This is a genomic window from Ensifer sp., assembly GCF_035999135.1.
Classification (GTDB): domain Bacteria; phylum Pseudomonadota; class Alphaproteobacteria; order Rhizobiales; family Rhizobiaceae; genus Ensifer.
This window is the reverse complement of sequence record NZ_DASYGZ010000043.1, coordinates 1-1502: the sequence shown is the minus strand read 5'-3', so window position 1 is coordinate 1502 and position 1502 is coordinate 1. Positions and strand designations below refer to the sequence as shown.

Annotated in this window: 1 protein-coding gene; it reads right to left on the bottom strand. The window is 63.6% G+C overall.

Annotated features, from left to right (window positions below):
• A partial coding sequence (locus VGO12_RS04135; RefSeq protein WP_327511452.1) for an NAD-dependent succinate-semialdehyde dehydrogenase occupies positions 1–1435 on the bottom strand: 1435 nt, incomplete at its 3' end.
• Positions 1436–1502: the final 67 nt, after the last annotated feature.

The window sequence follows — 1502 nt, the reverse complement described above, 5'->3', positions numbered from 1 at the left end:
CGCTCTTGCGCGTCACGAAGCGTGTTTCCAGATAGGCTTCGATGGCTTCCGAACCGCCTTCCGTGCCGTAGCCGGAATCCTTGATGCCGCCGAAGGGCACTTCCGGCAACGCCAGGCCGAGGTGGTTGATCGAGATCATGCCGCTTTCGACTTCGTTTGAAAGGCGATGGGCGCTTCTGTCCGATCCGGTGAAGGCATAGGCCGCAAGGCCGAATGGCAGACGGTTCGCCTCATGGATCGCCTCGTCCAGGTCGCCGAAGCGGTTGATGATCGAGACCGGACCGAAGGGCTCGTCGTTCATGATCCGGGCCGTCACCGGCACGTCGGCAAGAACCGTCGGCTCGAAGAAGTAGCCGCGGTTGCCGATGCGATGGCCGCCGGTTGCCAGTCGCGCGCCGTGTTCCACGGCATCCGAAATCAGGCTTTCAATGGCAGGGATGCGCCGGCCGTTGGCGAGTGGGCCCATGTCGATACCGGCTTCGAGGCCATTGCCGACCTTGATCTTTTGCGACGCGGCGACAAAGCCTTCCAGGAATTGGTCTGCCACGCGCTCCTGGACCAGGAAGCGTGTCGGCGACACGCAGACCTGGCCGGCATTGCGGTACTTGCTGCCGGACATGATCGCGACGGCCTGTTCGATATCGGCGTCGTCGGTCACGATAACCGGTGCGTGGCCGCCGAGTTCCATCGTTGCCCGCTTCATGTGCTGGCCGGCAAGGGCTGCGAGCAGTTTGCCGACCGGGGTCGAGCCGGTGAAGGACATCTTGCGGATGACCGGGTGAGCGATCAAATATTCCGAGATGACGGAGGGTACGCCGTAGACAAGGTTGACGACGCCAGCCGGAAGCCCGGCATCGACGAAGCAGCGGATCAGTTCGGCTGGCGATGCCGGTGTTTCTTCCGGAGCCTTGACGATGATCGAGCAGCCGGTGGTCAGCGCCGCCGACAGCTTGCGCACCACCTGATTGAGCGGGAAGTTCCAGGGCGTGAAAGCGGCGACAGGGCCCACGGGCAGCTTGACGGTCATCTGGGTGACGTCAGGCGCGCGCGGCGGGATGATCTGGCCGTAGGCGCGTTTTCCTTCCTCGGCGAACCATTCGATGATGTCGGCCGCACCCAGGATTTCGCCTTTCGACTGGGCGAGGGGCTTTCCCTGCTCGCGCGTCATCAGCCAGGCGATAGCGTCCGCCCGTTCGCGCAGCAGGCCTGCTGCTATCCGCATGATCTTGGCGCGATCGAAGGCCGAGGTCGCGCGCCACACGTCAAACCCCTTTTTTGCCGCGGCAAGCGCCTCATCGAGGTCGGCAATTTCCGCCCAGGCCACCTGGCCGATCGTCTCCTCGGTTGCAGGATCGACAACCGGAATGCTCTTGCCGGAGCGCGCAGCGCGCCAGGTGCCGTCGATGTGAAGGAGAATGTCCGGATAATGCGCCATGGGGTAGCCTTTGCTGAATGATGTTCATCGCGTCGATTGCGCGAGGTGGCATGATCGGGCCGGTGGG